The following is a 25,856-nucleotide window of genomic DNA, read 5'->3' on the forward strand; positions in this document are numbered from 1 at the left end:
TTCCGCCTCGGGCCGACTCCCGGCGCAGAGTGTCGCCGATGTCCCACTGTGAGGCAGCCGAGGTGGGATATTGAGGACACCCTGCGGCCGCGAAACGGCCACTCGTTACGCGCGCGGAATCGAAGGGCGCGTGATCAGCGCGCCGAGGCTTGCTGGCAAGTCCTCGTCGTCGAGTGCGCCGCCCGGCACGAGCAGGTCGAACCGCGAGACCCGCTCCGATTCGGCGAGCGCGATGAGCGCGAACGCACCCGGCGCATCCGCCGCGGCCGCGACGACGCGCAGGTCGAACTCCGCGCTTTCGGCCATGAGGTTCACGGCGTTGCAGGGCGCATCCAGGCCGATGAGCGCGGTGGCCGACCCGCCGTCGAAGTGCAGCGGCACGCCGTCGCCAAGCAGGTGCAGGCGACCATCCACCTCGAGCGAAACGGATGCGCCGACCGGCACGAACGTGCGCTGCAACCCCGGCAGCGGCGAAAAGTCGGCAGGGCGCTCGAGGTCTGCGACGCTGAGCTTCCACCGCCCACCAGCGCGGTCGATGCCCGGCACATTCTCGTCGAGTCCGACCAACTCGGTCGTCGAACCGAGGCCATTCGCCCATGGGGCCGGCTCGCGGTCGCACAACGAACGCACCACGCGCCAACCCTGGGCCCGATCCGACGCGGCCTCGTGGCCACGCGCACTCGCAGCGCCCACCGTTACGCCCGCTCCAGGATGCGGGCCGTGACGCGCGCCCCAAACTGTAGCGCCTCGACGGGCACGCGCTCGTCGGCGGCGTGGAACTGCGCGAACACGTCGAAGTCGAGCGGCACCCGCAGGGGAGTAAACCCGTACCCGGCGATGCCGAGCGTCGAGAAATGCTTGTTGTCGGTGCTCGCGGGCAGCATGTACGGCACGACCTCGCCCTGCGCATCCTCGACCGCGATCGCCTCGCGCAGCACCTCAACGAACGCCCCCGACGCCGGCGACTCCGTGCCGCGGAACCAGGCGCGCTCCTCGATCTCGATATCGGGCCCCGCGAGCTCGCGCAGCGTCGCGCGCACGAGCTCGTCCTGCCCCGGAACCACCCGCACATCGACGAGCGCGGATGCACGCCCCGGCACCACGTTCGGCTTGCCACCGGCCTCGAGCACGGTCGGCGTCGCCGTCGTGCGCAGGCCGGCACCGACGAGCGGACCCGCGATCTCGAGCCCCGCGAGCTCAGCCTCGAGCGTCGACTCGTCGAATGCGCGGCCGCGGGCGCGACCAAACGCATCCAGGAAAGCCTCGAGCGCACCCGTGCGCGCGACCGGAAACTCGTACGCCCCGATACGCGCGACCGCCTCGGCCAGCGCAACCACCGTGTTCTCCGATGACAATCCTGAGGCGTGCCGGGCGGCCCCGCGCGCGGTCAGCGCGACCGTCGCCGGGCCCTTCTCGCCGGTCGCGAGCAGGTATGCGCGTCGGCCCGCCGCATCCAAGGGCACGGAGAACCCGCCGACTTCGCTGATCGACTCGGTCACGCCCGAGAACAACTCGGGCCGATTGCGCACGAGCCACCGCGAGCCCCAGACCCCGCCCGCCTCTTCATCGGCGAGAAACGCGAGGACGAGATCGCGCCGCGCCCGCACACCCGTGCGTGCGAAGTGCCGCACCACGGCCACGAGCGTGCCGGCGAAGTGCTTCATGTCAACGGCACCGCGGCCGTACAAGAACCCGTCGCGCACCTCGGCGCCGAAGGGCGGCGCGGTCCAGTCGCGCGCATCGACCGGCACGACGTCGAGGTGCGCGTGTGCGAGCAGTGCGGGCTCCGAAGGGTCACTCCCCGGCACGCGCGCGACGAACGAGCCGCGGCCGGGATGCGGTTCGAAGAACTCACCCTCGATACCGACCTCGCCGAGCCACTCCTGCACGAGCCTCGCGGCGCGCGTCTCGCCGTCACCGATCGTCGCGAGATCGCCCGTGTTGACGCTCTCGATGCGAATCAGTTGCCGCGTGAACTCGAGCGCCTCGTCCTCGAGTCTTCGCACCGCGGCGGCGTGGTCGGGGGTCGTCATTGGCGCTCCTGCCGTCGTGGAAGTTGGCCGGCCCGGGCCGCGCCGTGTCGCGGTGTCCGGGCCGTGCATCCAGTCAAGCGGGCGACCCTGGGCATCCCAAGCCGTGTGACCGAGTATGTCGCACGCGCCCCGCAACACTGTTACGCGCCGGCCGAACCACCCACAAAGTGAGCGCAGGCGGATGCGCGGCCCGGTCGGGCAGCGCGGGCGCGGGCTACAGGCTCGGCACCGCGTCGAGCAGCTTGCGCGTGTAGTCGCTGTGCGGGTGACGGAAGATCTCGGCGGTGGGGCCGTACTCGAGCATCTTGCCGTGCTGGATCACGGCGACGGTGTCGGCCGACTCGGCGACGACGCCGAGGTCGTGGGTAATAAAGAGGTAGCTCAGGCCGAGCTCGCCCTGCAGCTCGTCGAGCAGCTTGAGAATCTGCGCCTGCACCGATACGTCGAGCGCCGACACGGCCTCGTCGAGCACGACGAACTCGGGCTCGAGCGCGAGGGCGCGCGCGATCGCGACGCGCTGGCGCTGCCCGCCCGAGAGCTCGTCGGGGAACCGGTCGATGAGGTTCGCGTGATCGACCGCCGTGAGGGTGCGCGTGTAGCTCGCGCTCGGGTTCGACATGACCTCACGGGCGGGGCCGGCGTCGACCACCTCGCCCTTGCGCATCACGACGACCTTGTCGCTACGCACGGCAGCGAGGCCGAGGTCGTGCGTGATCATGAGCACGGCCACGCCGAGCTCCTGCACGAGCTGCTCGATGTAGTCGAGAATCTGCTTCTGCACCGTCACGTCGAGGGCGCTCGTCGGCTCGTCGGCGATGATCAGCTTCGGGCTCGTCGACAGCGCGCCGGCGATGAGCGAGCGCTGCTTCATGCCGCCCGAGAACTGGAACGGGTACTGGTTCGCGCGCTCCTCGGGGTGCGTGAGCCCTGACATCGTGAGCAGCTCGACCGCCTTGCTCGTCGCGGACTTGCGGTCGGCGAGGTGGTGGATGAGCAGGGGCTCGGCCACCTGAATGCCCACCTTGCGTACGGGGTTGAGCGAGCCGGCGGGGTCCTGCGGAATGAAGCCGATGTCTTTGCCGCGCACCTCGCGCCACTGTGATTCGTTGAGGCGCAGCATGTCGCGGCCGTCGAAGCGCACCGAGCCGCCCTGAATCTTCGCGTTCGGCGAGAGCAGGCCCTGAATCGCGTTCACGACGGTGCTCTTGCCTGAGCCCGACTCACCCACGATCGAGAGAATCTCACCCGGCGCGAGGTCGAGTCTGACGCCCTGCACCGCATCCACGAGCTGGTCGCCGACCTGGAACGCGACGCGCAAGGCGGTTGAGCTGCGGGTGCAGCAGTCCGATGTGGACCGTGCCGCGCTCGATCTCGTCGAGCTGGTCAGCGGTGATGCGCTCGGTGAGGTTGAGGCGCACCCCCGGCAGGTGCTTATTCACGAGCTTGACGATGGCGGGCAGGATGCTCCGTCCGGACATCGCGGTATAGGCGATCGACAGGCTGCCCTCGGCGCCGAGCCCCACCGCCTTCGTGTCGGCGGCGGCCCGGTCGGCGAGGTCGAGGAGTTGGCGGGCGTGCGGCAGCAGCACCCGACCGGCCTCGGTGAGCACGACGCGACGGCTCGTGCGTACGAACAACTGGGTGTCGAGCTCGCGCTCGAGCTGCTGAATCTGTCGGCTCAGCGGCGGCTGCGTCATTTGCAGCCGCGCGGCCGCCTCACCGAAGTGCAACTCTTCGGCCACGGCGACCGCGCCGTGTCCCAGTGCACCGACGAAAGGCAATGACGCCGTGGAACAGATCCGCCGTTTTCGACGCGATGACCAGCAAGCTACCAGGGCGACCCCGGGCAGCATCTCCGAGATCGTGATCACGCCAGTGGCGTTCCACGACGCGCCGCTGCTCAATTCGGTCGGCGTGCACGAGCCCTTCGCGCTGCGCGCCATCATCGAGGTCACCGCCGCTGACGGCACCGTCGGCCTCGGCGAGACCTACGGCGATGCCCAGCACATCCAGCGGCTCGCCCTCGCGGCCGAGGTGCTGCTCGGCGTCGAGGTCACCGAGACGAACGAGCTACGCCGTCGCGTCATCGAGGCACTCGAGAACGACACTATCGAGGGCGGCCACGGCATGTCGGGCATGGTCACCGGCACCACCGCCTCCGACCGCGTGCTCTCGCCGTTCGAGGTCGCCTCGCTCGACATCCGCGCCCGCCAGCTTGGCGTCTCGGTGTCGGAGCTGCTCGGCGGCCGCGTGCGTGAGCGCGTCGAGCTCAGCGGCTACCTGTTCTACAAGTGGGGCGGCCACCTCACCGAGCAGAACGAGCCCGGCGAGGACGACGCGTGGGGCCCCGCGCTCGACCCGGCCGGCATCGTCGAGCAGGCCCGCACCATGATCGACCGCTACGGCTTCACCGCGCTCAAGCTCAAGGGCGGGGTCTTCCCGCCCGAGGAGGAGGTCGCCGCGATCCTCGCCCTGCGCGAGGCGTTCCCCGACGTGCTGCTGCGCATCGACCCGAACGGCGCCTGGAGCGTCGAGAGCTCGGTCAAGGTCGCCGAGGCGCTCGAAGGCGTCATCGAATACCTCGAGGACCCGACCGTCGGACTCGACGGCCTCGCCGCCGTCAAGCAGCGCACGAGCATCCCGCTCGCAACGAACATGTACGTCGTCTCGTTCGACCACATCCGCCCGGCCATCGAGCAGAACTCGGTCGACATCGTGCTGAGCGACCACCACTTCTGGGGCGGCTTCAAGCGTTCGCAGCTGCTCGCCGGCATCTGCGAAACGGTCAACTGGGGCCTGTCGATGCACTCGAACTCGCACCTCGGCATCAGCTTCGCCGCGATGATTCACCTCGCGGCCGCGACGCCGAACCTCAGCTTCGCCTGCGACACCCACTGGCCGTGGAAGCGTGCCGACGAAGACATCATCGTCGGCGACGTGTTCACCATCGAGGGCGGCTCGGTCAACGTGCCCGAGGGCCCCGGGCTCGGTGTCGAGCTCGACCGCGACCGCCTCGTGGCGCTGCACCAGCAGTATCTCGACGCGGGCCAGACGCAGCGCGACGACACGACGTACATGCACCGCATCCGCCCCGACTTCTCGCCCGAGGTTCCGAAGTGGTAACTCCGCTGCGCATCGTCGTCAGTGACCCAATCATCGCGCCCTTTCGCGCGCAGCTCGAGGCCACGGCCGAGCCTCACGAGTGGGTCTACGCGACCTCGGGCGACGCCGACGAGCTGAACCGAGTGGCGGCCGAGGCCGACGTGCTCGTGCTCTCGAAGCTGGCCGAGCCGGCCGACTTGCGCGAGTCGCGCATCCGCCTCGCGCACGTGACCGGCGCGGGCACCGATCGCGTCGACGCCGCGCTGCTGCCCGCCGACGTCTCGATCTGCGACACCGGTCACCACGGCCGCTCGATCGCCGAGCACGTCATTATGCAGCTGCTCATGCTGCGCCGGCGAGCGCTGACGACGGATGCGCAGCTGCGGTCGGGGAAGTGGCACACGGTCGCGAGCGACCCGGCCACGCCGTACCACCGGCTTGCGTTCGGCGACACGCTCGGCGTCGTCGGCACCGGCGAGATCGGCCAGGAGGTCGCGGCGCTCGCGGCAGGGCTCGGGATGCGCACGATCGGCGTTCGCCGCAACGCTTCGGCCGGCGTGCCCGCGGGCTCGTCGTTCGAGCGCGTCTACGGCTTTGATGAGCTCGAGGCGTTCCTTGGCGAGTGCGACGTGGTCGTCGTGTGCGCGCCGCTGAACGACGAGACGCGCGGCATGATTTCGCGGCCGCAGCTCGCCGCGATGAATTCGACTGCGCACCTGCTCAACGTCGCCCGCGGCAGCGTGCTCGACGAGGATGCGGTGGCCGAGGCGGTCGCCGACGGCACGATCGCGGGCGTCGGCCTCGACGTGTGGTGGGGCGGCAACGACGGACTCCGCGCCCCCGAGTCGGTCGCGCGCTTCGCGAGCCTCCCGAACACCGTGGTCAGCCCCCACCACTCCGGCCACGCCGAGCAGGTATTCATCGCCCGCGCCCGCGACATCGCCCACAACATCGACCTCCTCGCCGCGGGCTTGCCCCTCGAGCGCCAGGTTCGGTAGGGGCGGGGTTGGCGCCTGATTCCGGGCTAATTCGCCATTCGTCCGGATGCCCGGGGCTGGGCAAGGCCTCACGGCACCGGCCGCAGCCGCACCACCGAGAGCTTGGGCCGTTATTGCGGCCCTCCCAGCCACACGCGAATGTGCCACGGGTGTGTACTTTGCGCCCCCGGTAGTCGCCCGCGGCCCAAGCAACTACGCCCCGGTCACCCGAGACCCGGCGGGCGCGGCCGCCGATCCCTGCACCGGCACGAGGCGCTGCAGCTGTGTGACGTGCCGCGGCTCGAGCTCGTCGATGGTTGAGACGCCGAGCAGCGCCATCGCGCGACGAATCTGCGAGCCGAGGATCTCGATCATGCGGTCGACGCCCTCGCGGCCACCAGCCATCAGGCCGTAGAGGTACGCGCGGCCGACGAGCGTGAACTTCGCGCCGAGCGCCATCGAGGCGACAATGTCGGCGCCGTGCATGATGCCGGTGTCGAGCATGATGTTCGCGTCGCTCCCGACCTCGCGCACGACCTCGGGGAGCAGACGGAACGGCACGGGCGCGCGGTCGAGCTGGCGGCCGCCGTGGTTCGAGAGCACGATGCCGTCGACCCCTTTGTCGATGAGCCGCACGGCGTCGGGCACGGTCTGCACGCCCTTCACGATGAGCTTGCCTGGCCACATGTCGCGGATGATCGAGAGGTCGTCGTCAGAGATGGTGGGGTCCATCGCCGAGCTGAGCAGCTCACCCACGGTGCCGCCGGTCGATGAGAGCGAGGCGAACTCGAGCTTCGGCGTCGTGAGGAAGTCCCACCACCACCAGGGCCGCGGGATCGCGTCGACGATTGTCTTCACCGAGAGCTGCGGCGGAATCGAGAAGCCGTTGCGGGTGTCGCGCATGCGGTTGCCGCCGATCGGCGCGTCGACGGTGAACATGAGCGTGTCGAAGCCGGCCTTTGCGGCGCGCTCGACGAGGCCGTACGAGATCTCGCGGTCGCGCATGACGTAGAGCTGGAACCAGTTGCGCCCGTTCGGGTTGACCCGTTGCACTTCTTCAATCGAGGTCGTGCCGAGGGTCGAAAGCGAGAACGGGATGCCCGCCGCCGCGGCAGCGCCGGCGCCAGCGGTCTCGCCCTCGGTCTGCATGAGCCGGGTGAAGCCGGTCGGGGCGATGCCGAAGGGGAGGGCACTCGTGCCGCCGAGGATGTTGATGGTCGTATCGACGTGCTCGGCCGGGCGAAGGATGTCGGGGTTGAACTCGATGTCGCGGAACGCCTGGCGGGCGCGGCGCATCGAGAGTTCTTCGTCGGCGGCACCGTCGGTGTAGTCGAAGGCGGCCGCGGGGGTGCGGCGCTTCGCGATCTTCCGAAGGTCGGCGACGGTGAGGGCCGCCTCGAGGCGGCGGCGCTTGAGGTTGAAATCGGGCTTCTTGAACTGCATGTACTCGAAGATGTCCGAGGGGTTCGGCAGCTGACGTTGCACCATGGTGGAGACCTTTTCGTTTTCGACGATGTTGGGACTACGCCTCGGGCACGGCTGCCGGAGTGATAGCGGTTTCGACGTGCGCAACGCGCTTGATGAAGAACGACGCGATCACCGAGATACTGGCGCAGATCGCGACGTAGACCGCGATGGGCCACCACTCGCCTCCGCTGATCTCGAGCAGCCAGGCAGCGATGATCGGGGCGGTGCCGCCGAAGATCGCGGCACCAAGCTGGTAGCCGAGGGTCGCGCCGGTGTAGCGCAGCTCGGGCGCGAAGTTCTCGGCGATGAGCGTGCCGAGAATCGCGTTCACGCTGCCCCACAGCAGGCCGAAGGCGATGATTGTCGTGACGAACAGCGCCCAGGTCTCGCCGGTGTTGAGCACAAGGTAGTAGGGAACGATGAGCACGATCGTCGCGATCGCCGACCAACGGTAGAGCAGGGCGCGGGAGACGCGGTCAGAGATCGCGCCGAAGATCGGCATCCAGATGGTCGCGACGAGCGAGGCCGCGCCGACCGCGAGTAGCACAACGTTTTCGCGGGCGCCGAGCACGTTCGTTGCGTAGGCGACGACGTAGGTGCCGAAGATGTAGAACGGGCCGGTCTCGGCAGCCTTCGCGCCGATCGACACGAGCACGGCGCCCCAGTGCTTCGTCACGACGTCCTTGATCGGCAGCTTGAGGCGGGCACCGGTCTCACGAATGCGGCGGAACTCGGGGGTCTCGTCGAGGCCGTTGCGAATCCAGAGGCCGACGAACACGAGAATGATGCTCGCGACGAAGGGCACGCGCCAGCCCCACGTGAGGAACTGGCCGTCGGGCAGCTGCGTGAGCAGGGCGATCACGATCGAGGCGAGCAGCATGCCGAGGCTAATTCCCATCTGCGGCACGGCGCCGTAGAGTCCGCGCCGGTGCTTCGGGGCGTACTCGTAGGCGAGCAGCAGCGCGCCGCCCCACTCGCCGCCGATGCCGAGCCCCTGCAGGATGCGGAAGCAGACGAGGAGGATCGGCGCGGCGACGCCGATCGCCGCGAAGTCGGGCAGTAGTCCGATCGCGACGGTGCCGCCGCCCATGAGCGTGAGCGTGATGAACAGCGTCTTCTTGCGGCCGATGCGGTCGCCGATGTGCGAGAAGATGATGCCGCCGAGTGGGCGGAAGAAGAACGTGAGCGAGAACGACGCGAACGCGAGGATCGTTGAGACGAACTCGTCGTCGCTCGGGAAGTAGAGCTTGTTGAAGACGAGCGCGGCGACCGTGCCGTAGACGAGGAAGTCGAACCACTCGATGACGCTGCCGCTGAGGCTGCCGAGGAGCACGCGCAGGTTGAGTTTCTCTGTGGTGTCGGGTGTAGGGGTAGGTGTTCCCGGTGCGTTCATGAATCTCTCCCTTGAGATTTTTGCTACTGAGATTTCCGCTGCCAGTGCGGATGCGGGTAGGCCACACGTGTGGTATGACCTTGTGGTCTGACCACACGAGTGTAGGCACTCGCTGTTCAACGCGTCAACAAAAAATGTTCAAAACGCACAGGGGAGACCCCCGGGCGCGGTCGCCCGGCCTAAGAAGGTGCGGCTGGGAACTACTCGGCGCCGGTGGCGGGAGCGCCGAGGCTGCCTGCGCCTTCGCCGGCCGTCGACGTTTCGAAGTAGTACCCGCGAATGTGGGCCTGGATACGCTCTGCCGCGGCCTCGCGGTCGCCCTCGCGGAGCGCGGTGAAGATGTCCCGGTGCTCGCGCCGCAGCCTGTGCGAGGTCGTCGCCCACTCGGGAATCGCGTGGGCGAGCGCGAGCGTGTGATCGGCGATCGACAGCCGCAGTGCATCCATGAGCGTGCTGATGAGCGGGTTGTCCGCGGCGCGCGAGAGCACGACGTGGAACTCGGCGTCGAGCGGAAGGAAATCCTCGACGGGGAGCAACTCGTCGTCCATGAGGTCGAGCAGTCGCTCGGCACTCTCCCAATCGCCGAGGGCGGGGTCGGAGTGTTCGGCCGCCCACGTCTCGAGCAGCAGCCGCATCTCAAAGATGTGGTGGTGATCGACCTGCCGTGTCGCGAGCTGCAGGTTGAGCGCGAGCGTGAGCGCCTGTTCGGGTGCCGCCGTGATGATCGTGCCTGAGCGGGGGCCCGAGCCGGTCGAGGTGCGGATCGTGCCGAGCGACTCGAGCACGCGCATCGTCTCGCGCACCGAGCCGCGCGAAATGCCGAGCGTCTCGGCGAGCGTGCGCTCACTCGGCAGGTGGTCGCCGACGTGCAGACGGCCGCTCGCGAGTTCGTCGGTGACCCACGCCATAACCACTTCGTGTGCCTTCATTCGCACAATTGTTGCATTCGCCGCCCGGGTGCCACGGCCTCGACGTCGTCAACGACACGACGCTGAAGATCACGACCGAAGAGCCCGACCCAATTCTGCCGCTGAAGCTCTCATTCATCGAGATCGTCTCGCCCGCCACCTCCGACACCGAGAAGGTGCGCGAGCCCGCCGGCACCGGCCCCTACGAGATTGCCAACTGGAGCTCGGGCAACAACATTCGCCTCACCCAGTTTGCCGATTACTGGGGCGACAAGCCCGAGTTCCCCAACGTCGAGTATGTGTGGCGTGGCGAGGCGACCGTGCGCGCGGCCATGATCACGAACGGCGAGGCCGACATTGCGACCGGCCTAAGTCAGGACGACGGCATCGGCGACTACGGTGTCCCGTACCCGAACAACGAGACTGTCGCCGTGCGCTTCCAGGGCAACGTCGCGCCGCTCGACGACATCCGCATCCGCCAGGCGATCAACTACGCGATCGACAAACAGGGCATCGTCGACGCGCTCTACCCGAACGGCGACCAGGTGGCGGCGCAGATCATCCCCGAGGGCGTGGTTGGCCACAACCCCGACCTCGAGCCCTGGCCTTTCGACCCCGAAAAGGCCAGCCAGCTCGTCGAGGAGGCCCGCGCCGATGGCGTGCCGGTTGACACCGAGATCCAGCTCGTCGTGCGCACCGCCCAGTTCCCGAAGATTCAGGAAATGGCCGAAATTCTGCAGGGTGAGTTCGCCGAGATCGGCCTCAACGTGAACCTGCAGATGCTCGAGACCGCGCAGCACCTCGAGTATCAGACCGCGCCGTTCGTCACGAACCAGGGGCCCATCATGCTGCTGATCCAGCACGGAAACCAGGCTGGTGACGCCCAGTTCTCGGTCGACCAGTACTTCCTCTCCGACGGCCCGCAGAGCGAGTTCGGCACCGACGAGTTCGACGCGATGATGGATGCTGCCCGCCCACTCTCCGGCGACGAGCGCGAGGCCGCGTACGAAGAAATCATGAACTACGAGGTCGAATCGATCGTGCAGATGGCGTTCATCTCCCACCAGCCCGGCATGCTCGGTATCTCCGACCGCATCAATTACACCCCGAACTCGGCATCAGGCGACGAGTTGCGGATCTCCACGGTGACCTCGGCGTAGCGCCGGCACCGTACCCGACTCAACGCAACGGTTCAGAGAGGAACTCACGTACTGAATTACCTAGGGAAGCGCATCCTCCAAAGCGCGATCCCGCTGATCGTCGTCGTCATCGGCGTCTTCTTCCTCGCTCGCCTCACGGGTGATCCGTCGTCGCTCTACCTCCCGCTGAGCGCGACCGAGGAGATGAAGGCCGACTTCGCGGCCCGCAACGGCCTCGACCTGCCCGTCGCGACGCTGATGATGCGCCCCGTTGGCGTGCTCGTCACCGCCGTCGCGATCTTCGTGCTGAACATCGTCATCGACCTGCTCTACGCGGCGCTCGACCCGCGGGTTCGCCCCACCGGTCGCAGCGCGAAGCAGCAGGGAAAGAAGGACGGCGAGCCGGCCACGACTGGTGTGCGCACCGTCAAGCCCGGCGCCATCAAGGCGACCGTGGCCACCGCATCCGCCGACTCGGCCTCGAGCACCGGCACCACCACATCCACTCAGGTACCCGGAACCCAGGGGGCAGTCGCATGACCGACACCCGGCCCAAGTACACCCCGGCGGTCGACGCCGGCGGCACGGAAGCGATTCTCACGACGAAGGCCGACCGCCGCCAGCTGAAGCGCGATGGCGGCAAACCGAGTCTGTTCACGCTGCTGCTGCGCGACAAGTTCGCGACCACGGCCGCGATCGTGCTCATCCTCATCATCCTCACCTCGCTCGTCGCGCCGCTGCTCGTGAGCGACCTCGCGCAGCGACCCGACCTGCCCAACCGAAACCTGCCGCCGTTCAGCGTCGGCGAGGGGTGGCAGTTCATCCTCGGCTCCGACGCGATCGGGCGCAGCATGCTCGCCCGCATGATGATCGCGGGTGGCACGAGCCTCGGCGTCTCGCTGGCCGCGGTCGTCGTCGCCGGCATCATCGGTACGGCCTGGGGCATCTGGGCCGGCTACCACCGCGGATGGCGCGAGAGCGTGTCGATGCGCGTCGGTGACATCATCATGTCGTTCCCGTCGCTGTTGCTCGCCTTCGTCATCCTCTACATCTTCGCCCCGAGCGCCGCGAACATCGTGCTCGTGCTTGCCCTGACCCGCATCCCGATCTACCTGCGTACCGCGCGGGCCGAGACCGCCGAGCTGCGCACGCGCATGTTCGTGGATGCGGCGCGCAACTTCGGCGCGAGCCCCGTGACGATCATGGGTCGCCACATCTTCCCGAACGTGCTGCCGACGATCGTTTCGCTCGCGACGCTCGAGTTCTGCTATGTGATGCTCGCCGAGTCGTCGCTGAGCTTCCTCGGCATCGGTATTCAGCCGCCGGACCTCAGCTGGGATCTCATGGTGTCGCAGGGTCGCGAGTACCTGCAGATCGCCTGGTGGCAGTCGGTGCTGCCGGGCCTCGCGATCGTCATTACGACGGTGTGCGCGAACGTGCTCGCCGCATGGCTTCGCATCGCGACCGACCCGGGCCAGCGCTGGCGCCTCGCCAACGAGAAGTAGGCGCACGCAAAGCGTCCCCGGTTGGGTGGCATTGAGGGGAATCGCCCTGGACGCCACCCAACCGGGATCTTTGCTCTCTAGCCGCGGGGGTCTTCGGAGCGACCGTTCTTTCTGAAGGTCTCGTAGAGCATCGCGGGGATTGCCCGGGCGAGCTCCGCGAAGATCTCCGAGTCGCCCAGGACGTCGTCGATGATCTGCGGGGTTTCGCTGCGGGCGCGCATCATCGCCCGCGCGAAGGCCCGGGGTAGCGCTGGCGACTCCTCGAACTGATGCGAGGTGTTGTGTTGCGCCTGTTCGGCGAGCTCCTCGTCGCGGGAGAGGCGCATGAGCACGTTGTTGAACGTGTAGTCGACAGCGCCGGGCGGGTGTTTGCCGCCGTAGCGCTCGTTGAGCTTGTCGATGATCTTCTGCAGCTCGTCGCGATGCTTCTCGTGCACCGCACCCGAGCCAATCGCGGTGATCGGGTCGAGGCCCGGGCCCTGCTCGAGCGTGAGCTTGACGGTCTCGCCCTTCGAGATGCGGTAGCTGCGCAGCTCGACCTGCGAAATGTCGATCGGCTCCTCGATCGTCGCCGTCCGCAACTGCGGCAGGATGCGCCGGAAGAAATAGTGCCGCCGAGGCAAGCCGGTGTCCTCGAGGTTGCGCGCCTGCGAGATGAAGTCGTAGAACTTCACGAACGCCTGCGCGTCGCGCTTGAACAGCAGCAGCTCCTCCTGCGCGGCCTCGTCGCGGCTCATCACGGCCTCGAACCACCGGTGCTGGAAGCGGTCGACGGCGGGCCGGGTCGCTGCGCTAATCTTGCTGTTCGCGTTCGCGCCACCAACGAGCGCGGCGTCGAAGGCCCGCTCGACCTCCTCCATCGTGTAGATGCCGGCCACGTCGAGCTTGCCGACGAGGTCGTAGATGAGGTTCGGGTCGGTCGTCGCCGTCAGCGATGCCTTGCGGTAGTACGGCAGGAATGCGGCGAGGATCTCCTCGGGCTCGTTGACGAAGTCGAGCACGTACGTCTTGTCTTTGCCCGGGTACATGCGGTTGAGGCGCGAGAGCGTCTGCACGGCCTGCACGCCGCCGAGCTTCTTGTCGACGTACATGCTCACGAGCCGCGGCTGGTCGAAGCCGGTCTGGAACTTCTCGGCCACGATCATCACGTTGTACGTCGACGGCTTGAACGCCTCGGCGAGGTCGGCCGTGCGCACGCCCTCGTTCATCTTCGCCTCGGTGAGGTCCGTGCCCACGTCCTCCGGGTCGTCGACCGTGCCCGAGAACGCGACGAGGGCCTGCACGCCCTGGATGTGCGCGTCGACCAGGTACTGGTCGAGGTACTTCTTCCACCGCACGGCCTCTTTACGGGAGCCGGTGACGACCATGGCCTTCGCCTTGCCGTCGAGCAGCGGTGCGACAAAGCTGCGGAAGTGGTCGACGACGATCTTCGCCTTCTGGCTGATGTTCGTCGGGTGGAGGCGCACGTACTGCACGAGCGCTTTCGCCGCGGTCGATTCGTCGATGGGCTCGCTGCCGTCGTAGTCGGCACCCGGATGCTGCAGCTCCCACGCGACCTTGTAGGGCGTGTAGTTCTCGAGCACGTCGAGGATGAACCCCTCCTCGATCGCCTGCTGCATCGAGTAGAGGTCGAACGGCTCGGGCAGCGTGCCGCCCTCGGGCACCCGCCCGAACAGCTCGAGCGTCTTCTGCTTCGGCGTCGCCGTGAACGCGAAGTACGAGATGTTCGAGGCGCCGGCGGTGACCGCCATCGCCCACTGCAGGTACGCCTCCGAGTCGATCGGCGCACCCTCGGCCACGGCGGCGCGCTCGTCGGGCGAGAGCACCTTGGTGAGCGCGCCCGCGGTCGAGCCGGTCTGCGACGAGTGCGCCTCGTCGGCGATCACCGCGAAGCGGCGGCCGCGCAGCTCGGGCAGCTGCTGGATCGTGTCGATGAGCGCCTCGAACGTTTGGATCGTCACGATCACGATGTGTTTGCCAGCCACGAGCGCCTGGGCGAGCACCTTCGACTTCGAGTCGCCCGAGTCGCGCGTGATCGACTGCACGACGCCGGCCTGCTTCTCGAACTGCGCGATTGCGTCCTGCAACTGCTTGTCGAGCACGGTGCGGTCGGTGACCACGACGACGGTGTCGAAGATGCGCTCGTTGTCGGCGTCGTGCAGCTGCGAGAGTTGGTGCGCGAGCCACGAGATCGAGTTCGTCTTACCAGAGCCCGCCGAGTGCTGAATGAGGTAGCGGTGCCCGGCGCCCTCGGCGCGGGCCGCGGCCACGAGACGGGTGACCGCGCGCCACTGGTGGAAGCGGGGGAAGAGGATCTTCTCGGTGCGCGTCTTCTTGCCCGTGTCGGGGTCGGTGTCGACGTCGATCTGCGTATGTACGAACGAGCCGAACAGCTGCAGCCAGGTGTCGCGCTGCAGAATCTCCTGCCAGAAATAGGCGGTGGCCGAGCCGTGCGGGTTCGGCGGGTTGCCCGCGCCCTCGTTGTCACCCTGGTCGAATGGAAGGAAACGGGTCTTCGCGCCCGCGAGCTTCGTCGTCATCTTCACCGCGCTGTTCGAGACGGCGAAGTGCACGAGCGAGCGCCGGCCATGGCCGAACAGCGGCTCGCCCGCGGGGTTGCGGTCGAACTGGTACTGCGTCATAGCGTTGCCAACCGACTGCGTGAAGTCGGTCTTCAGCTCGATCGTCGCGACCGGCAGCCCGTTGATGAAGAGGACGAGGTCGAGCGCACGATTCGGGTGCCGGGAGGAGTAGTGCACCTGCCGCATTACGCGCAGCCGCACGGCCTCGTAGCGCGCTTGCGTTGCGGGGTTGATCGAGGTCGCGGGGCGGAACTGCGCCATGTCGACCTTGATCGACCCGCCGCGCATCGGCACGTACGCGAACCCCTCGCGCAGGATGCGCAGCGTGCCGCCGTTCTTGAACGGATCGTTGTCGAGGCGCTTCGTGAGGTTGCGCAGCAGGTCGGCCTTGGCCGCGGCCTGCTGCGCCGGGCTGTCGGATGCGCGGATCACCTTCGCGTGCGTCTCGGGCTGGGATTCCGCCAGCCACGCGAAGACGTCGTCGGGGAACAGCGCGAGCTCGCGGTCGTAGCCCTCGTCGGTGGGGGAGTAGAGCCACTCGTTTGCCGCGAGATGCTCAGCGATCTCGGTCTCGAGCACCGACTCCCGATGCGCCCCGTGCGTGCTCATACCGAAACAGCCTCCTTGCTCACATCGATCTTGCCAGTCACGGCCGCCGAGATCAGCGCGGCGCGACGCTCCCGCGCGAGCTCGATTGCGCTTTCTGCGGCGGAAATTGAAGTCTCGATTCGATGAAATACCATCGAGGATTCTGCGAGGATCCGGCTCTCTACGTCGCTGCCAGGCGCCGGAATTCGGACGTCGAGCACGACTGAAGTGTTCAATCGTTGACGAGTGGTGCCCCGCGCTAGCAAAGTGAATTGACCCCTCACCTTGGGTGAGGACATCGACCAAGCTAAGAACTCAGAGCTGATGGCGCTCGAAGGCCTGACTCGATAACAGTCAGCTTTCACAATGGCTGGTCCGATCTCGGGGAGAACGCAAGCGCGGCCCAGCGGCATGCGATCGTCACCCAGGCCAGCGACTATCACGTCGCCTGGCGAGGCGGCATGTGCGCTGAGTGAACTCGCGTAGTCATCGGGGATGAAGGCCTTATCCATGTCTTTGAACTCGTTGATGCCTATGTTTCCTAGTCGGATGACTCGAGTCCCAGAGGCAGAATAGTGAGCTGAAGTGAGCGAGGATCCAAAAGGGCCGTCCACGATTGAAGCAACTAAGCGTCGCAGCAGGATTGGCTCACTGTGTTCGAGTGCAACGTCGTATAGCTCATTCCAAATTGAATCTCTTCGTTCCTCGAGGAGCGCGATGAGTTCCTCGTTCTTCGCGATGAACGCGTCGATCTGCGCCGTCTCCCGGTCCAGGTAGTCCGCGATCGCCTCCTGTTCCTGAGCGCTAGGGAGCCACACCTTCACATTTCGGACTTCGCTCCAGTCGGCGCGGGGCATCTTTGCTCCGCTAACAGAGGCGATGACGGGTCCGAGAAATGGATCGGACAAAACGAGGTATGCGAGATACCTACTAGTTGTCATGGCTTCTCGAGGTCGGTAGACGTGAAAGTCACCAACTGCTTCGCCCTGTCTGTCTGCGAGCCATGCTTTGGCAAGATTCGGGCGCAACTTTCCGAAGAGTACGTCGCCGGGTTGAAAGGCGATTCCGTCGCCGTCGTACTCGACGTTCAAATCGAAGTTGAGCCGTCCGGTTTCCTTGGTTATTGCTTCGAGGCCGATGCGGAAGTCACCATGCTGAGGCGATCGTTCGGTGACTAGTTCGACGGCCCTGCCGAACGGAATGTCGCTCACCGCTCGACCTCCGCGAGCATGGTGCGGAGCTGGTCCATGACCTCGTTGAGGTCGCGGTCGATCTCCTCGAGCGGGCGCGGCGGTACGTACTTGTAGAAGTGGCGGGTGAAGGGAATCTCCGCGCCCTCCTTGGTCTTGGAATGGTCGACCCAGGCGTCGGCCACGAAGGGGAGCACCTCGCGGGCCACGTACTCGTCGACATCCTCGTTCCACGGCACGTTCTCGGTGTCGCGCAGCGAGGTATCGGGCTCGGGCTTGCCCTTCGCATCGGTGCAGACCTCGGCGGTGTCGTTGTGCTCGCCGAGCGCCGTCGTGATTGCCTTTAGCAGCGGTGCCGGCAACAGCATCCGGCCCTTGACTGCTTGCTTGAGCGCCTGCTGGAACTCGCCACGGTTCTTCCAGACCTGCTCCGCCCCCAGGGCGACGAGCGCGTCGCGCAGTATCTGCGCATCCGCCTCGTTCAGCTTCTTGACGGGGCGCGTCTCGAACACCGCGTCGATGCGCTCGGGCGTGGCCTGCCAGTTGAGCTTGAGCGGCCGCTCGACCGTGATCGTGCGGTAGAGGAAGTCGTCGTTGCTGAAGATCTTCGAGTGCTCGGTCTCCTCGAACTCGGCGTAGAGCTGCACGATTCGCGCGATGTCGCCGCGCGAGAGCTCGTTGCGCTTCGAGCCGAGGCCCTTACGCAGCTTCACGAAGAACTCGCGCCCGTCGATGAGCTGCACCTTGCCCTTGCGCTCCTCGTCCTTGCGGTTGCTGAGTACCCAGATGTACGTCGAGATTCCGGTGTTGTAGAACATGTCTTTCGGCAGGCCGACGATGGCCTCGACGAGGTCGTTATCAAGCAGCCACTTGCGAATATTCGACTCGCCGCCGCCCGCGCCGCCCGAGAACAGCGGCGAGCCGTTGAGCACGATGCCGACGCGCGAGCCGCCGTCTTCGGTGCGGCGCATCTTGCTGACGAGGTGGAGCAGGAAGAGCATGGCGCCGTCGCTCACCGCGGGCGTGCCCGGGCCGAAGCGGCCGGCGAAGCCGAGGCGCGCGTGCTCGTCGTCGATGAATTCGCGCTGGTCCTTCCAGTCGACGCCGAAGGGCGGGTTCGAGAGGCCATAGTCGAACTTCTTGTCTTCGAACTGGTCTTCGGTGAGGGTGTCGCCGAGGCGAATGTTGTCGACGTCCTGGCCCTTGATCACCATGTCGGCCTTGCAGATGGCGTAGGAGTAGTCGTTGTAGTCCTGGCCGTAGAGGCTCAGCTGAATGCCCGGGTTCGCGCGGCGCAGGTACTCGTCGGCCACCGAGAGCATGCCGCCCGTGCCCGCCGTCGGGTCGTAGATCGAGCGCACGACGCCCGAGCGCGAGAGCGCGTCGTCGTCGAGCGCGAACAGCAGCTCGACCATGAGCGAGATCACCTCGCGCGGGGTGTAGTGGTCGCCCGCCGTCTCGTTCGACTTCTCGTTGGCCCAGCGGATCAGCTCCTCGAAGATGAGGCCCATGTCGATATTGCTGACGCGGTCGGGGTGGAAGTCAGCGTGCGCGAACTTCTCGGTCACCGCGAAGAGCTTGTTTTTCTCGGCGAGCTTGTTCAGCGTCGTTTCGAATTCGAAGCGGTCGAAGATATCGCGCACGTTGGTGGAGAACCCGGCGATATACGCGGCGATGTTTTGGCGCAGGTCGTTCGGGTCGGCGATGAGCTTTGCCATGTCGAACGGGCTCGAGTTGTAGAACTCCTGGCCCGACGCCTTCGTGAGCTCCATGTGGCGCAGAATCTCGGGCACGTCGCCGAGGCTGTCGGCGAGCGCGAGCACGTCCGGTTTCGTCGCCGCGAGCACCGCATCCAGGCGCCTCAGCACAGTGAACGGCAGCACGACCTGGCCGTATTCGGCCGGCTTGAACGGGCCACGCAGCGACTCGGCAATACTCCAAATGAAATTCACGTGATTGACCACAGGCGAACGCGTTCCTTCTTCACAACTGGCGGCGCGGGAGGTGCCGATGTTTCTATCTTGCCGCACGCCAGCGACACGAAATTTCGGTTCGCGCGTTGTTTAGGACGCGAGTCGGAGCGGCGTCGCGAGGTCGCCGCGCGCATCCGCCTCGACCTCGACGGCGTCGGCGCCGAGCCAGCGCGCGAGCTCGCGGAGCTCTGCGGCGAGGTTCGCGACCACGACGTCCTCGTGCGGCCAGGTCTTCGCGGCCTGCGCATCCGGGGTTTCGGCGAACGCCGAGCGCACGAGCAGCACGCCGCGGGCGCGGTCGTGCTTGAGGTCGACGCGGGCGACGAGGTGTTCGCCGAGCAGGAACGGCAGCACGTAGTAGCCGTGCACGCGCTTCGCCGCGGGTGTGTAGATCTCGATGCGATAGTGCATCCCAAACAGCTCGAGCAGACGCCGGCGCTCAAACACGAGCGGGTCGAACGGCACGAGCAGCGCCCGCGCGTCGGTGCGGCGGGGGATGCGCGCGCCGGCCGCGAGCCAAACCTCGCGATCCCAGCCGCGCACGGTCACGGGCTCGAGCTCGCCGAGTTCGACGAGCTCGGCGATGGCCTGCTTCGTGCTCGCGGTCTCGAGACGGAAGTAGTCGGCGAGGCAGCGGAGCGAGCCCACGCCATGCGCCTGGGCCGAGATACGTACGAGCTCGCGCACCGCATCCGCACGCTCGGGCTTGTCTTGCGCCGCGATGGCCGGCGGCAGCACGCGCTCGGTGAGGTCGTAGACGCGCTCGAACTGTGCGTTGCGGCGGGTCGAAGTGACGACACCCTCGTCAAAGAGGATCTCGAGGGCGACCTTCGCGCCGCTCCATGACCAGCCCCAGCCGTCGCGCGGCCGTTCGGCGTGCGCCTCGTCGACGTAGCGCTCGAGTTCGCGGTTGGTGATCGGGCCGTGCTCGGCGACGATGCCGCGCACGAGCTCCATGATGCCCGGATGCTTCGCCTCGACGTTCGCGGCGTTCATGCTGCCCCAGTTGCGGCGCTTCCAGGTGAGTAGCGGATAGGTCGCGGTCGGCACGTAGGTCGCTTCGTGCGCCCAGGTTTCCATGAGGCGATGCGGCGCCTTGCCCGTGGCTCGGTCGACGAGCGCTGTGTCGTACGGGCCGAGGCGCGAGTAGAGGGGGAGGAGGTGTGCGCGGGTGAGCACGTTGACCGAGTCGATCTGCAGCAGGCCGATGCGGTCGAGCACGCCGGTGAGCTGCCGCATCGTCACGGTGTCGGGGCGCGGGCGATCGAGCCCCTGCGCGGCGATGGCGACGCGGCGCGCCTGGGCGAGAGTCAGGGTGCGGGTCACTTCGCTGACGCTAGTCACCCAGCCTGGGCGCGTCAACGCGCCGCCCGCTCGGCGTGCGCCTTTGCCCGCCGAGTGTCCCCAAGATCCCACTTTTTCGCCGAAAACTGGGATATCGGGGACCCTCTGTGGCGTGACGTCTGCGTGGTGGCGGGAATCGGGTGGGTGTCGCTGCTGGGAGGGCACCCTCGCCGCAAAGTGAGTTCAATTTTCGGTTTCTCGCTCGATATCTCGTAACTTCGACTCACTTTGTCGTGACCATGACGGGATGCGCGGGCGTGGCCGGATGCGCGGGCTCGGCCAGGCGCGTGACCGCGCCAGCGCGCGCGTCCCCGACCTCACGTATCCCGTCCTTGCTTCCCGACCATGGCCCATACCAGACCGGCGCACCTGCCCGACCTCACGTATCCCGTCCTTGCTTCCCGACCACGGTCCATCTCACACCGGCGCACCTACCCCGCCCCACCTCCCCCGGAAACCGAAGAATGCCCGCGGGCCAAGCCCACGAGCATCCTTCACTTAACCGCTCAACCCAGCGATCAACCGCAAACTACCGCGCGGTCGATCCCCACGTCTTCGAGGCGCCGGCCTCGTCGATGCGCTGGGGCACGCCCCACGGGTTCGAGCTCTGCAGCGGGGCCGGGAGCAGGGCATCCGGCATCGACTGGAATGCGACCGGGCGCAGGAAGCGGCCGATTGCCGCGGTGCCCACCGAGGTCGACGAGTCGTTCGTCGTCGCGGGCCACGGGCCACCGTGCTGCTGGGCGTAAGTCACGGCGACACCAGTCGGCCAGCCGCCGAACAGGATGCGACCCGACACCTGGCGCAGGGCGCGCACGAGCTGCTGGAGCTCGTCGCTCGCTTCGCCGTCCGCGGCCTGGATGGTCGTGGTGAGCGAGCCCGTGAAGAACTCGTTGACGAGTGCGGTGTAGTCGGTGCCAGCGGGCACCTCGACGAGCACCGAGAACGGGCCGAACACCTCGGCGAGAATCGCCTCGCGGCCGGCGCGGAAGTCGTCGAGCGACACGGCAACGACGGTCGGGGTGGTCCATCCCTGCTTGTCGTTGTCGACGCGCGACGAGCCCTCAACAATGGTGCGCACGCCGTTGGCGGCGAGCACCTCGTCGCGGCGGCCGTTGTAGCCGCGGGTGATGCTGGGGTTGAGCAGGCGCTGCTCACCGAGCGGCTCGTTGACCGCGGCGAACGCCGACACGAGCTGCTCGTCGAGGCCGTGGCCCTCGGGGAGGAACACGAAGCCCGGCTTGGTGCAGAGCTGGCCGGCCGAGCCCGAGATCGAGGTGGCGAAGCCACTCACGATGTCGTCGGCGCGGGTGTCGAGCGCCGCCTGGGTCACGAAGACCGGGTTCGTCGAGCCGAGCTCACCGAAGAAGGGGATCGGTTGCGGGCGCGCCGCCGCGATGTCGGCGAGGAGGCGGCCGACGTGCTCCGAACCGGTGAACGAACCGGCCTGGATGCGCGGGTCCTTGAGCACGGCGGTGCCGTTCTCCTGGCCCGTGAACACGGCGAAGACGCCGTCGGGCAGGCCCGCGCCCTTGAGCGCCTCGGCGACGACCTCACCGGTGCGGATCGACAGCTTCGGGTGGCCCGAGTGCGCCTTGAGGAGCACGGGCGAACCCGCGGCGAGCGCCGACGCGGTGTCGCCACCGGCGACCGAGAACGCGAACGGGAAGTTCGAGGCCGCGAACACGACGACCGGGCCGACGGGCTGCAGCACTCGGCGCAGGTCGGGGCGCACGCCGAGCGCGTAGTCGGTGTCGAGGTAGTCGATGCGCGCGTCGAGGTAGGTGCCGTCGATGATCACGTCGGCGAAGAGGCGCAGCTGCACGGCGGTGCGGTTGAGCTCGCCGCGAAGGCGACCCTCCGAGAGGCCGGTCTCTTCCTTGGCGAGCGCGACGAGCTCGTCGGCGTTCGCGTCGAGCGCGTCACCCGCGGCCACGAGCGCAGCGCCGCGCTCCTTCGGCGTGGTGTCGGCAAAGGCGATGGCGGCCGCGTCGGCCGTGGCAACGAGCGCCTCGATCTCGGGGTCGAGCTCCTGCATCAACGGGCTGTTGGTGTGCGGTGTAGTCATTGGCATCATCCCTGAAATTCGTGCTGCTGCCTGCGTGCAAAAGCTCGGTGGCGGGCGCGAAAATGGCGCGCAGCAGCCGCCAGCCGAACGTGCCACAAGACTAACGCTCGGCCCTGGCCGCGCGGCCAGAAATCGTTGCGCTGGAGGCGATCATCGGCCATCCGCATTGAAGGATGCACGAATTAGCACGATGCGCGTCGAAAACCTTGTCGGGTGGCACCGAGGTAATTGCGACGTTGTCCAATTATTCTTGTCGCCGGGTCCCGGTCCGAGCGTTACACGGCACGATTCGGCTCGGGGCCGAAATCTTCTCGGCAGCGGCGCCGGGCTACTCCGGATCTGTTGACAAGCTCCCGGATATTTGACGTGGGGTCGGGCTGAGCCCGGCGCCGCGCCATATTTCCCGGAGTTTGTCGAGACTTGGCGAGTAGACCGGCCATTCGCAGGCTCGCATCCGGGCCGCGCGGGCGCGCATCCGCCGCGGAGCTAGGGTGGAACCGCTATGACAGCGTCACCGGTGCTCTTCGACCAGCGCGGTCACCTCGGGCTCATCACCCTGAACCGACCGCGGCAGCTCAACGCCCTCTCCTTCGAGATGCTTCGGCTCATCGGCGACCAGGTGGATGCGTGGCTCGCCGACCCGAGCATCCGCCAGCTCGCGCTCGTCGGCGCGGGCGACCGCGCGCTCTGTGCCGGCGGCGACATCGCCGAGTCGCGCGAGGCGATCGAGGCGGGCACTCCGCAGCTGTTCTACGACTTCCTTGGTTATGAGTACCGGCTCGACGTCAAGCTCAACGAGATGTCGAAGCCGTATGTCACGCTCATGGACGGCATCACCTTCGGCGGCGGCCTCGGCCTCAGCGCGCACGCGTCGCACCGCATCGTCACCGAGCGCAGCCGCCTCGGCATGCCCGAGGTGCGCATCGGGTACATCCCGGATGTCGGCGGCAGCTGGCGCCTCGCCGTCATGCCCGGCGAGGTCGGTATGCACCTCGCGCTGACCGCGGGGTCGATGGGCGCGGGCGACGCGATCGAGGGCGGGCTTGCCGACGCCTACGTGGCGTCGGCGCGACTCGCGGAGCTCCTCGTCGCGCTCGAGACCGACGACGCGGATGCGGTGGTCGCGCGGTTCTCCGCGCCCGCGCCTGCGGGCGAGCTGCACGCGCAGCGCGACTGGATCGACGCCGCGTACCGGCACGAGCTGGTGGAGGATATGCTCGCGGCGCTCGGCGACCTGGCCGAGGCTGGAAATGCGGCCGCGGGGGAGGCCGCCGCGAGCATCCAACAGATGTCGCCGACCTCGCTCGTCGCGACGGCGCGGCTGCTGCGGGACGCGCGGAAGAGGCCGGGGCTGCGCTCATCCGTGTCGCGGGAGTATCGGGTCGGGATGCACCTCGCGACCGCGCCCGACTTTCGGGAGGGCGTTCGTGCGCGGGTGGTTGATAAGGACAACAATCCGCAGTGGCAGCCCGCGCGGCTCGAGGACGTCGCGCCGGCGGAGATCGAGCGCCTCTTCGCGACCGACGCCACCGCCGCCCTCTGGGGCTAGCCACCCGCCCAGGCAGTGTCGGAGGCAGCAGGCACAATAGAAGGGACGGCCCGACCCGCGGGCCGAATCGTCGCAGCGCCGCGACCAGCTCGCGGCCGAGAACCGAGGAGCACTCCCATGGCCGCACTCGTCGCCGGGTACGCCCGCACGCCGTTCACCAAGTTCACCGGCAAGCTCGCCGGGCAGCCCGCGACCGTGCTTGGCGCGCACGCCGCGAAGGCCGCGCTCGAGCGCGCGGGCGTCAGCGCCGCTGACGTCGACCTTGTCGTCGCCGGCCAGGTGCTGCAGGCGGGCGCGGGCCAGAACCCCGCGCGCCAGAGCGCGGTCGCAGCGGGCGTCTCGATGGACGTGCCCGCGATCACCCTCAACGCCGTCTGCCTCTCGGGCACCGAGGCGGTGTCGCAGGCCGCGCGCGTCATCGCGGCGGGGGAGGCCGACGTCGTGCTCGCGATCGGGCAGGAGTCGATGTCGCTCGCGCCGCACGTCGCGCCGCTGCGCGCCGGCGTGAAGTACGGCGACGCGACGTTCGTCGACACGGTCGACCACGACGGTCTATCCGACGCGTTCGACCAAGTCGCGATGGGCGCCCTTACCGAGCAGGGCAACGCGCCGCGCAAGCTCACGCGCGAAGAGCAGGATGCGTTCGCCGCGTCCTCGCACCAGCGCGCGGCCGCGTCGCGCGAGTTCCTCGCCGAGGAGATCGCACCGTTCACTGTGTCCTCGCGCAAGGGCGACACGGTCGTCGACGCTGACGACGGGGTGCGCCCCGACACGACCGCCGAGTCGCTCGCGGGTCTGCGCCCCGCGTTCGCGAAGGATGGCACGATCACCGCGGGCAACGCCTCGCAGATCACCGACGGCGCGGCTGCGCTTGTCATCGTGAGCGAGGCCGCCGCCGAGCGCCTCGGGCTCAAGCCGCTCGCGAAGATCGAGGCGACGGCCTTCGTCGCCGGGCCCGACAATCACCTCCACTCGCAGCCTTCGCGCGCGATCTCGGCCGCGCTCGCGAAGGTCGAGGGGGCCACCGCATCCGACCTCGCCGCGGTCGAGATCAACGAGGCGTTCGCGGCCGTCGGCGTGCAGTCGACGCGCGACCTCGGCATCGACCCCGAGATCGTCAATCAGCACGGCGGGGCGATCGCGCTCGGGCACCCGATCGGCGCATCCGGGGCCCGCATCGTCGGCACCCTCGCGCGCCAGCTGCAGGCGGCCGGCGCGGGCTCGCTTGGCGCGGTCGGCATCTGCGGCGGCGGCGGCCAGGGCAGCGCGGTCGTGCTGCGCGCGCTCTAGGTTCTGCGCCCATCAGCCGGGCGGGCGATTGGTCGCGGCCAGGGTGACTTCGGCGCGTGAATTTGCGTGTGAGGGGCGTTCGCGGAGCACACAACGAGGCGGGGTGGCAAACGCGCTGTGCGTCGGCCGCCCCGCCTCCTTGCGGTGGTGCTACGGGCAGGTCACCGTGAACTCGAACGGGAGGTGCTCGATGTTCGTCGGGTCGTCCATGTTCGTCGACATGGCCTCGCCCGTGATCTCGTAGGTGTTGCCGTTGACGGTCACCTCGGCCGAGCCACCGGTGCCCTCGGCGTACGCCAGGCTGTTGCCCTCCGCGTCGGAGAGCGCGAGGGCTGTCACCGTCGGGTCATCGGCGCTCCTGAGCACCGCCCCGATCGCCTGGCCGGATGCGGCATCGAGGTTGTCCGAGGAGACCGAAATCGCGAACCCGGCTTCGGAGTCGGCGCAGCTCACGGACGCCTGGCCGAGGTCGACCGCCTGGCCGTCGACCGACAGCGAGACATCGGATGCGGCGGCGGCGCCGTCCTCGGAGCCAGTGTCGGTCGACTCCTCGGCGCCGGAACCAGTGTCGGTCGACTCCTCGGCGGAGGTGCCGGCGGAATCCTCGGCGGGGGCTTCGGCGTCGTCGCCGCTGCTGCAGGCGGTGAGGGTCGCGAGCAGCGAGGCGCCGGCGAGGAGGGAGACGAGGTGCTTGCGTTGCATGACAAGGCCTTTCTGGGCCCTTCACAGATGAGCATGGGTAGCGGTG

General features: G+C 67.9%; 20 protein-coding genes. 7 read left to right on the forward strand and 13 right to left on the reverse strand.

The window, feature by feature from the left end; all coding sequences use genetic code 11:
- Positions 1-105 precede the first annotated feature (105 nt).
- From QM019_RS03720 to QM019_RS03735, 4 genes are all read right to left on the reverse strand, one after another.
- Positions 106-633 carry a HutD family protein gene (locus tag QM019_RS03720; RefSeq protein WP_282851914.1) on the reverse strand — a complete coding sequence of 176 codons (528 nt, stop codon included), beginning with the start codon at positions 631-633 and terminating at the stop codon, positions 106-108.
- Between the two features lie 62 nt (positions 634-695).
- A complete protein-coding gene (locus QM019_RS03725; RefSeq protein ID WP_282851915.1) occupies positions 696-2,033 on the reverse strand; it encodes a M20/M25/M40 family metallo-hydrolase in 1,338 nt (445 codons plus the stop codon).
- 214 nt (positions 2,034-2,247) lie between these two features.
- Positions 2,248-3,351 carry an ATP-binding cassette domain-containing protein gene (locus QM019_RS03730; RefSeq protein ID WP_282851916.1) on the reverse strand — a complete coding sequence of 368 codons (1,104 nt, stop codon included), beginning with the start codon at positions 3,349-3,351 and terminating at the stop codon, positions 2,248-2,250.
- The gene (locus QM019_RS03735; protein WP_282851917.1) at positions 3,275-3,775 is read right to left on the reverse strand and encodes a LysR family transcriptional regulator; all 501 of its coding nucleotides are present in this window, start codon (positions 3,773-3,775) and stop codon (positions 3,275-3,277) included. Before QM019_RS03735 ends, QM019_RS03730 begins: the two co-directional genes overlap by 77 nt.
- 121 nt (positions 3,776-3,896) lie before the next feature.
- Between QM019_RS03735 and QM019_RS03740 the strand changes: the two genes are divergently transcribed.
- Together QM019_RS03740 and QM019_RS03745 are read left to right on the forward strand one after the other, a co-directional pair.
- Positions 3,897-5,156, forward strand: a complete 1,260-nt coding sequence (locus QM019_RS03740; RefSeq protein ID WP_282851918.1) for a glucarate dehydratase family protein — start codon at positions 3,897-3,899, stop codon at positions 5,154-5,156.
- Positions 5,150-6,133 (forward strand): NAD(P)-dependent oxidoreductase, encoded by a 984-nt coding sequence (locus QM019_RS03745; protein ID WP_282851919.1) that lies wholly within the window; start codon positions 5,150-5,152, stop codon positions 6,131-6,133. The genes QM019_RS03740 and QM019_RS03745 overlap by 7 nt, the downstream gene beginning before the upstream one ends.
- 192 nt (positions 6,134-6,325) lie before the next feature.
- Here QM019_RS03745 and QM019_RS03750 read toward each other — a convergent pair whose 3' ends face one another.
- The 3 genes from QM019_RS03750 to QM019_RS03760 form a co-directional block, all read right to left on the reverse strand.
- A complete protein-coding gene (locus tag QM019_RS03750) occupies positions 6,326-7,600 on the reverse strand; it encodes an alpha-hydroxy acid oxidase (protein ID WP_282828347.1) in 1,275 nt (424 codons plus the stop codon).
- A 34-nt stretch (positions 7,601-7,634) separates the two neighbouring features.
- A complete protein-coding gene (locus QM019_RS03755; RefSeq protein WP_282828349.1) occupies positions 7,635-8,972 on the reverse strand; it encodes an MFS transporter in 1,338 nt (445 codons plus the stop codon).
- A 200-nt stretch (positions 8,973-9,172) separates the two neighbouring features.
- Complete coding sequence (locus tag QM019_RS03760; RefSeq protein WP_282828351.1) at positions 9,173-9,901, reverse strand: FadR/GntR family transcriptional regulator; 729 nt, start codon at positions 9,899-9,901, stop codon at positions 9,173-9,175.
- Here QM019_RS03760 and QM019_RS03765 point away from each other — a divergent pair.
- The 3 genes from QM019_RS03765 to QM019_RS03775 all read left to right on the forward strand — a co-directional run bounded on the left by QM019_RS03765 (position 9,892) and on the right by QM019_RS03775 (position 12,524).
- Positions 9,892-11,040 (forward strand): ABC transporter substrate-binding protein, encoded by a 1,149-nt coding sequence (locus QM019_RS03765; protein ID WP_282851920.1) that lies wholly within the window; start codon positions 9,892-9,894, stop codon positions 11,038-11,040. The genes QM019_RS03760 and QM019_RS03765 overlap by 10 nt on opposite strands.
- A 183-nt stretch (positions 11,041-11,223) precedes the next feature.
- Positions 11,224-11,559, forward strand: coding sequence for a hypothetical protein (locus tag QM019_RS03770; protein WP_282851921.1), 336 nt, complete (start codon positions 11,224-11,226; stop codon positions 11,557-11,559).
- Positions 11,556-12,524, forward strand: coding sequence for an ABC transporter permease (locus QM019_RS03775; RefSeq protein ID WP_282851922.1), 969 nt, complete (start codon positions 11,556-11,558; stop codon positions 12,522-12,524). The genes QM019_RS03770 and QM019_RS03775 overlap by 4 nt, the downstream gene beginning before the upstream one ends.
- A gap of 77 nt (positions 12,525-12,601) precedes the next feature.
- Here QM019_RS03775 and QM019_RS03780 read toward each other — a convergent pair whose 3' ends face one another.
- The 5 genes from QM019_RS03780 to QM019_RS03800 form a co-directional block, all read right to left on the reverse strand.
- Positions 12,602-15,715, reverse strand: a complete 3,114-nt coding sequence (locus QM019_RS03780; protein WP_282851923.1) for a type I restriction endonuclease subunit R — start codon at positions 15,713-15,715, stop codon at positions 12,602-12,604.
- The gene (locus tag QM019_RS03785; protein WP_282851925.1) at positions 15,712-16,905 is read right to left on the reverse strand and encodes a restriction endonuclease subunit S domain-containing protein; all 1,194 of its coding nucleotides are present in this window, start codon (positions 16,903-16,905) and stop codon (positions 15,712-15,714) included. The genes QM019_RS03780 and QM019_RS03785 overlap by 4 nt, the downstream gene beginning before the upstream one ends.
- Positions 16,902-18,836 (reverse strand): HsdM family class I SAM-dependent methyltransferase, encoded by a 1,935-nt coding sequence (locus tag QM019_RS03790; protein ID WP_282851926.1) that lies wholly within the window; start codon positions 18,834-18,836, stop codon positions 16,902-16,904. The genes QM019_RS03785 and QM019_RS03790 overlap by 4 nt, the downstream gene beginning before the upstream one ends.
- A 111-nt stretch (positions 18,837-18,947) precedes the next feature.
- A complete protein-coding gene (locus QM019_RS03795) occupies positions 18,948-20,183 on the reverse strand; it encodes a winged helix-turn-helix domain-containing protein (protein ID WP_282851927.1) in 1,236 nt (411 codons plus the stop codon).
- A 547-nt stretch (positions 20,184-20,730) separates the two neighbouring features.
- Positions 20,731-22,269 carry an aldehyde dehydrogenase (NADP(+)) gene (locus tag QM019_RS03800; RefSeq protein WP_282851928.1) on the reverse strand — a complete coding sequence of 513 codons (1,539 nt, stop codon included), beginning with the start codon at positions 22,267-22,269 and terminating at the stop codon, positions 20,731-20,733.
- A 502-nt stretch (positions 22,270-22,771) separates the two neighbouring features.
- Between QM019_RS03800 and QM019_RS03805 the strand changes: the two genes are divergently transcribed.
- Together QM019_RS03805 and QM019_RS03810 are read left to right on the forward strand one after the other, a co-directional pair.
- Positions 22,772-23,818 carry an enoyl-CoA hydratase/isomerase family protein gene (locus tag QM019_RS03805; RefSeq protein WP_282851930.1) on the forward strand — a complete coding sequence of 349 codons (1,047 nt, stop codon included), beginning with the start codon at positions 22,772-22,774 and terminating at the stop codon, positions 23,816-23,818.
- Between the two features lie 117 nt (positions 23,819-23,935).
- Positions 23,936-25,108, forward strand: a complete 1,173-nt coding sequence (locus tag QM019_RS03810; RefSeq protein ID WP_282827824.1) for an acetyl-CoA C-acyltransferase — start codon at positions 23,936-23,938, stop codon at positions 25,106-25,108.
- Positions 25,109-25,258: 150 nt separating this feature from the next.
- Here QM019_RS03810 and QM019_RS03815 read toward each other — a convergent pair whose 3' ends face one another.
- A complete protein-coding gene (locus QM019_RS03815) occupies positions 25,259-25,810 on the reverse strand; it encodes a lipoprotein LpqH (RefSeq protein ID WP_282851932.1) in 552 nt (183 codons plus the stop codon).
- Positions 25,811-25,856 lie beyond the last annotated feature (46 nt).

Source organism: Gulosibacter sediminis (genome assembly GCF_030011715.1).
Classification (GTDB): Bacteria; Actinomycetota; Actinomycetes; order Actinomycetales; family Microbacteriaceae; genus Gulosibacter; species Gulosibacter sediminis.

What these genes read in the sequence shown, in the direction of transcription:
- QM019_RS03725 (WP_282851915.1), bottom strand. Translation starts at nt 2,033, where the DNA reads ATGACGACCCCCGACCACGCCGCCGCGGTGCGAAGACTCGAGGACGAG.
- QM019_RS03750 (WP_282828347.1), bottom strand. Translation starts at nt 7,600, where the DNA reads ATGGTGCAACGTCAGCTGCCGAACCCCTCGGACATCTTCGAGTACATG.
- QM019_RS03755 (WP_282828349.1), bottom strand. Translation starts at nt 8,972, where the DNA reads ATGAACGCACCGGGAACACCTACCCCTACACCCGACACCACAGAGAAA.
- QM019_RS03760 (WP_282828351.1), bottom strand. Translation starts at nt 9,901, where the DNA reads ATGAAGGCACACGAAGTGGTTATGGCGTGGGTCACCGACGAACTCGCG.
- QM019_RS03770 (WP_282851921.1), top strand. Translation starts at nt 11,224, where the DNA reads ATGAAGGCCGACTTCGCGGCCCGCAACGGCCTCGACCTGCCCGTCGCG.
- QM019_RS03775 (WP_282851922.1), top strand. Translation starts at nt 11,556, where the DNA reads ATGACCGACACCCGGCCCAAGTACACCCCGGCGGTCGACGCCGGCGGC.
- QM019_RS03780 (WP_282851923.1), bottom strand. Translation starts at nt 15,715, where the DNA reads ATGAGCACGCACGGGGCGCATCGGGAGTCGGTGCTCGAGACCGAGATC.
- QM019_RS03800 (WP_282851928.1), bottom strand. Translation starts at nt 22,269, where the DNA reads ATGACTACACCGCACACCAACAGCCCGTTGATGCAGGAGCTCGACCCC.
- QM019_RS03805 (WP_282851930.1), top strand. Translation starts at nt 22,772, where the DNA reads ATGACAGCGTCACCGGTGCTCTTCGACCAGCGCGGTCACCTCGGGCTC.
- QM019_RS03810 (WP_282827824.1), top strand. Translation starts at nt 23,936, where the DNA reads ATGGCCGCACTCGTCGCCGGGTACGCCCGCACGCCGTTCACCAAGTTC.
- QM019_RS03815 (WP_282851932.1), bottom strand. Translation starts at nt 25,810, where the DNA reads ATGCAACGCAAGCACCTCGTCTCCCTCCTCGCCGGCGCCTCGCTGCTC.